Annotated in this window: 6 protein-coding genes; 1 reads left to right on the top strand and 5 read right to left on the bottom strand. The window is 64.6% G+C overall.

The features are described 5' to 3' along the window. From ACWGS9_RS33875 to ACWGS9_RS33855, 5 genes are all read right to left on the bottom strand, one after another. Window positions 1-547: LLM class flavin-dependent oxidoreductase (locus tag ACWGS9_RS33875; RefSeq protein WP_454509294.1), on the bottom strand; the 547-nt coding region annotated here is incomplete at its 3' end. Between the two features lie 319 nt (window positions 548-866). Then, window positions 867-1,658 carry an ATP-binding cassette domain-containing protein gene (locus ACWGS9_RS33870; RefSeq protein ID WP_454509293.1) on the bottom strand — a complete coding sequence of 264 codons (792 nt, stop codon included), beginning with the start codon at window positions 1,656-1,658 and terminating at the stop codon, window positions 867-869. An 8-nt stretch (window positions 1,659-1,666) separates the two neighbouring features. Beyond that, window positions 1,667-2,446, bottom strand: a complete 780-nt coding sequence (locus tag ACWGS9_RS33865) for an ABC transporter permease subunit (RefSeq protein ID WP_454509292.1) — start codon at window positions 2,444-2,446, stop codon at window positions 1,667-1,669. Continuing rightward, window positions 2,443-3,600, bottom strand: coding sequence for an FMNH2-dependent alkanesulfonate monooxygenase (gene ssuD / locus ACWGS9_RS33860; protein ID WP_454509291.1), 1,158 nt, complete (start codon window positions 3,598-3,600; stop codon window positions 2,443-2,445). Before ssuD ends, ACWGS9_RS33865 begins: the two co-directional genes overlap by 4 nt. Window positions 3,601-3,669: 69 nt before the next feature. After that, window positions 3,670-4,623 (bottom strand): sulfonate ABC transporter substrate-binding protein, encoded by a 954-nt coding sequence (locus ACWGS9_RS33855; protein ID WP_454509290.1) that lies wholly within the window; start codon window positions 4,621-4,623, stop codon window positions 3,670-3,672. A gap of 709 nt (window positions 4,624-5,332) precedes the next feature. Between ACWGS9_RS33855 and ACWGS9_RS33850 the strand changes: the two genes are divergently transcribed. Further along, the coding region (locus ACWGS9_RS33850; RefSeq protein ID WP_454509289.1) for a hypothetical protein at window positions 5,333-5,586 on the top strand (254 nt) is incomplete at its 3' end.

Genomic DNA, 5,586 nt, shown 5'->3' with positions numbered 1-5,586 from the left:
CGAAATAGAGCGGTGGATAGGGCGTCTGTACCGGCGGGAACAGGAGGCGGCCATCCTCGATGCGGAAATGCTTGCCCCAATGCTCGACTGCCTCGCCGCCCAGCAGGCGCTTGTAGACCTGCAGGAACTCCTGCGTCACCTCATAGCGCTCGGCATGCGACAGGAAGATGCCGTCGCCCTTGTTCTCCAGCGGATCGCCGCCGGTGACGACGTTGATCAGCAGCCGCCCATTGGAAATGCGGTCGAGCGTCGCCGTCATGCGCGCCGCTAATGTGGGGGACTGTAGGCCGGGCCGCACCGCGACGAGGAACCGGAGCCGTTTCGTAAGCGGCGCCAGCGCCGAGGCGACGACCCAGGAATCCTCGCACGATCTTCCGGTCGGCAAGAGCACGCCATAATAGCCAAGCGTATCCGCCGCCTGCGCCACCTGGGTCAGATAGTCGACATCGACCGCCCTGCCCCCTTCCGATGTGCCGAGATAGCGGCTGTCGCCATGGGTCGGCAGGAACCACAGCACCTTGATGCGATCGGGAATTTCGGCAGTCATGGCTGTTCTTCTCAAGAGACTAAACCCAGTTTGTGACAGCAGGCGCTGAGGCGCTAGCCCACGACTTCATCAAGCATAAGTCTAGTTATCCTGTAGAGATTGTATCTTCTATTTCGGGGCTGGACCCTGGAATTTCTTTATCGAACACACCTGGTTTTCATGCGGAATGGCAGCGCTCCCAACCCACCGAGTTGAGCGTCATCGCATTACGGTCTGCTTCCGGGCGACGTAACGCCGGCCTGTAGGTCTATCATGAGGCACTTTGCTGCGCCCTGCATCGTCGGATCTCGAAAGTACGGGCCCAGGACGACGCTCTCATCTAGCCGAGAAGCGTGTCCAGGATTTCGCCTTCCAGGCTGGCCAGTTCGGCCGAGCCGCGTCGGCGTGGACGGGCCACGGGCACATTTATGTCCAGCGCAATCCGCCCGTCGCTGATCACCACCACCCGGTCCGCAAGCGCGACGGCCTCCGCCACATCATGCGTCACTAGCACCGCGGTGAATTTCTGGTCGAGCCAGATGCGCTCCAGCAGTTGCTGCATCTCGATGCGGGTGAGCGCGTCGAGCGCGCCGAGCGGCTCGTCCAGCGCGAGGATCTGCGGATGGCCGACCAATGCACGGGCTAGCGCCACGCGCTGCTTCTGGCCGCCGGAAAGCACCGAGGGCCATTCGTCGGCCCGGTCGGCGAGCCCGACCGCGCCAAGCATGGCAAGCGCGCGCCGCCGCGCCTCCTCGCCGGCGGCGATGCCGGTAAGCCCGACCTCAATATTCCTCACCACGCTTGCCCAAGGCAAGAGCCTGGGCTCCTGGAACATGAAGCGCGTACGGCTGTGGCCTTCCTCCGCGGCGCCGAGCGTCAGCGAACCGCTGGTTGGCCGATCGAGCCCGGCGAGCAGCCGAAGCAGCGTGCTCTTGCCGCAACCGCTCTTGCCGATGACCGCCAGAAACTGTCCGGCTGGCACGTCAAGGTCGATGCCGTCGAGCACGGTCTTGTCGCCGAAGCGTTTCCCCGCCCCCTTGAAGGCGAAGGCCCGCCGGCCCTCGACGGTGCCGATCGGCCGGGACGGCGCCGGGGCGAAGGAGCGGGCAGCGGTGAGGCTTGCGGCCGTCATCGAAGACCTCATCGGCTCTGGAAAGCGGGATGCCAGCCGAGCGACAGCCGCTCGAGCAGGCGGGCAAGGCTGTCGGCGAGCTTGCCGAGCAGCGCGTAGATCAGGATCGACAGCACGACGACGTCGATCAAAAGGAATTCGCGCGCCTGCATGGCCATGTAGCCGAGACCCGAGCTGGCTGCGATCGTCTCGGCGACGATCAGCGTCAGCCACATAATGCCCAGCGCATAACGCAGGCCGACGAAGATTGAAGGCAGCGCGCCGGGCAGGATTACCCGGAAGAACAGCGCGCGGCTGTCCATGCCGTAGACCCGGCCCATCTCAATGAGCTGCGGATCGACGGTCTGAATGCCGAGCAGCGTGTTGACGTAGATCGGGAAGAAGACGCCGAGCGCCACCAGGAAGAGCTTCGCCTCCTCGTCGATGCCGAACCACAGGATGACCAGCGGGATCAGCGCCAGATGCGGTATATTGCGGATCATCTGCAGCGTCGTGTCGGTCAAGCCGCGGCTGAGCGTCGAGAGCCCATTGGCGAGGCCGAGCGCGAAGCCGATCGCGCCGCCGATGGCGAAGCCCGAAAGCGCACGCAGGGTCGAAACGCCGATGTTGCGGATCAATTCACCGGACAGCGTCAGCCGCCAGAAGGCTTCCGCCACCGCGCTCGGCGCCGGCAGCACATCGGCCGGGATCAAGCCCGCGCGGCTGGCGATCTCCCAACCCGCGATGATTGCCGCGGGCAGCAGCCAGCCGGCGGTGCCGTTGCGGGCAAGGCGAGCGGCCAGGCTCATGACGCCGCCTGCAGGCGGCCGGCGCCGTGGAAGCCGACCGAGAATTCGTTAGCGATATCCTTGTGTGCCCGCTGCCGCTGCGTGCCGAGGCCGAGCCGCGGGAACAAGAGCTCGGCGACGCGGTAGGCCTCCTCGAGATGCGGGTAGCCGGAGCCGATGATGGTGTCGATGCCGATCGCCTGGTATTCGCCGATGCGCTCGACGATCTGCTCGGGCGTGCCGACCAGCGCCGTGCCGGCGCCGCCGCGCACCAGGCCGACGCCGGCCCAGAGGTTTGGCGAGACGACGAGCCGGTCGCGCCGGCCGCCATGCAGTTCGGCCATGCGCCGCTGCCCGACCGAGTCCATCTCCTTGAGGAAACGCGCCTGGGCGTTCTCGATCTGCGCGTCGGTGACATGGCTGATCAGCCGCTCGGCGGCGCGCCAGGCCTCGTCCTCGGTCTCGCGCACGATGAAATGCAGCCTGATGCCGAAGCGCAGTCTGCGGCCGCGCCGCGCCGCCTTCTCGCGCGCCGAGGTGATCTTGCCCGCAACCTGCGCCGGCGGCTCGCCCCAGGTGAGATACATGTCGACGAGGTCGGCCGCGAGCTCCTGTCCGGCGTCGGAGGAGCCGCCGAAATAGAGCGGCGGCCTCTCCTGCAGCGGCAACAGATCGAGGCGGCCGTCCTCGATACGGTAATATTTGCCTTCGAAATTCACCCGCTCGCCGGACACCAGTCCCCGCCAGATGGTGAGGAATTCATGTGCCTGGGCATAGCGCTCGTCATGCGGCAGAAACACACCGTCGCCGGCAAGCTCGGTCGGATTGCCGCCGACCACGACATTGAGCAGCAGGCGGCCGTTGCTCAGCCGGTCGAGTGCCGCGGTCTGGCGCGCCGCGAAGGTCGGCAGCGTCACGCCGGGTCTCAGCGCGACAAGGAATTTCAGCCTTTCGGTCAGCGTTGCGAGGCCCGTGGCGGTGATCCAGGAATCCTCGCAGTTCTGCCCGGTGGGCAAAAGCACGCCGGGGAAACCCAGCCGGTCGACCGCCTGCGCGATCTCCTTGAAGTAGCCGAATTCGGGCGGACGCTGCTGCTTCTCGGTACCGAGGTAGGAACCGTCGCCATGCGTCGGGATGAACCAGAAGAAATCGAGCGGGCTTGGTGATGCGGTCATGGCTGACACCCGGGCAAAGACGGTCGAGGGCGGCGCCGGGCGTTCGCCGCCCGGCGCCGTGGAAGGAAATCAGTTGCCCGGCGCGGTCCAGACGGCGTCGGATATGCGCACCGCTTTCGGGATCAGCCCAAGCTTGAAGAAGCGGTCGGCCGTCGCCTGCTGGCCGGCGACGATCTCGTCGGTGATCGGGTAGATGCCGAACTTGGATCGGTTGGCGGCGATCGTCTGCGCGTCGAGCGGCACGCCGGTCACTTCATGCAGCGCCTCGGCCACCTTGTCGCGGTTCTGGTCCGCCCATTTCGCGGCGTCGCCGAGCGATGCGATCGTCGTCGAGACGAAATCGGGATGTGCCTTGGCGAAGTCCTTGTTGGCGAGGAAATAGGTGTTGACCTTGAGCACGTCGCTGGAGCGGGCAAGCACGCGCGGCTGGTAACGCGTCTCGGCGATGGCGAAGAACGGATCCCACACCGCCCAGGCATCGATCTGGTCGCTGGCGAAGGCGGCCGCCGCGTCGGGCGGGCCGAGATAGACCGGCGTGATCTGGTCGAACGGAATGCCTGCCTTTTCGAGGGCGGCGACCAGCAGATTGTGGGCGCTGGTGCCCTTGCCGACGCCGATGCGTTTGCCCTTGAGGTCGGCAAGCGACTGGATCGGCGAAGCCGGCTTGACGAAGATCGCCTCGCCGTCGCCATTGGACGGCAGCGCCGCGGCATAGACGATATTGGCGCCGGCGGACTGGCCGAAGATCGGCGGCGCGTCGCCCGTCCAGCCGACATCGATGGCGCCGGCGTTCAGGGCTTCGACCAACGGCGGGCCGGCGGTGAACTCCACCCATTTGACTGTGACACCCTTATCGGCCAGCGCCTTCTCGATGATCTGCTGCTGCCTGGCGATAACCGGCAGCCCGGTTTTCTGGTAGCCGATGTTGAATTGCTTCAGCTCTTGCGCCTGAGCGCCGAGGGATGCGGTTGCGGCAAGCGCAAAAAGGCCGATGCCAAAGACACGTCTTGTCAGGCTGAACATGGTCGCTCCCATTCGATTGTTGCCGGAAACGGCGCTTACGCAGGTTGAATGGGTTGAGGCTAGGTAAATCTATAAAACTAGTAGAGGAAAGAAGTTGCGAGTTCGCCTGAAAATACGGATTCGTTTTTCGCCAGGCAGGGTCGAATTACCCTTGTTGTCGCGCGGTGTCGCTCCTTTGGTCAGAACGCACCCCCTCGGAACCGGCGCTGTCAGCCTATGGAAAATTTTCGGTTCCCGGCGAAGACGATCGCGTTCGGGCCACAACGACATGGCTTCGCCGCCGCCAGCCTTGAAAGATGGCTGTCACGGTCATGATGAGACCCGCACGATCTGCTTGCCGAAATTGCGTCCTTGCAGGAGGCCGAGGAATGCGTCCGGGGCATACTCTCAGTATTTTCCGGGGGGATCCATCAATGGAGGCGATGGGAGTTATTTCAGGCGCGGCTCTGTTCCTGGCTGGCTGTTCAACAAGCACGAATATCTCAGACGCCCAATTGGCAACATTGGACACCAACGCGCTTTGTCATGCGCTCGCCAGCGGCTCCGACGAGCAATATCGAAATCGAGTTGCGGCGCTTTTAGTTCGACGCGGCGCAACGGCCGACAAATGCACCAGGCTGATACAGGCAGACAACGCCGTCGCGACTGGCATTGCCGTTGCGGGTGTTGCAGCAGCCGCCGGCGGCAGCAAAGAACGGCGGCGGCTACTATGTTCCGCGACCGCAAGTCTAAGGTAGTTAGACGCTCCGGCGCGGTCACATCAAGCAATTTAGAGCGCTTCCAACACGAACCCCAGCCGTCCGCGATCGGCGTGGCCGCAGGCGGTGCGAGGGAAGAGGCCATCGACCGGGCGATAGTCAGCGTAAATGGTTCGCGTCTGCAGGCCGGAGGAAAGGTTCAGTCGAAGAAGCCCGCATCCTCTTCCCTGAGATACTTCATGGCCGCTTGGGCGTCGATATCGAG

It is taken from the genome of Mesorhizobium sp. Arg314, from assembly GCF_053714275.1.
Note: the sequence above shows the minus strand (reverse complement) of the source record. Positions and strands in the feature narration are given on the sequence as shown.

Excerpts from the sequence above, each read along its gene's own strand:
- ACWGS9_RS33870 (WP_454509293.1), bottom strand. The coding sequence starts at position 1,658 with ATGACGGCCGCAAGCCTCACCGCTGCCCGCTCCTTCGCCCCGGCGCCG.
- ACWGS9_RS33865 (WP_454509292.1), bottom strand. The coding sequence starts at position 2,446 with ATGAGCCTGGCCGCTCGCCTTGCCCGCAACGGCACCGCCGGCTGGCTG.
- ssuD (WP_454509291.1), bottom strand. The coding sequence starts at position 3,600 with ATGACCGCATCACCAAGCCCGCTCGATTTCTTCTGGTTCATCCCGACG.
- ACWGS9_RS33855 (WP_454509290.1), bottom strand. The coding sequence starts at position 4,623 with ATGTTCAGCCTGACAAGACGTGTCTTTGGCATCGGCCTTTTTGCGCTT.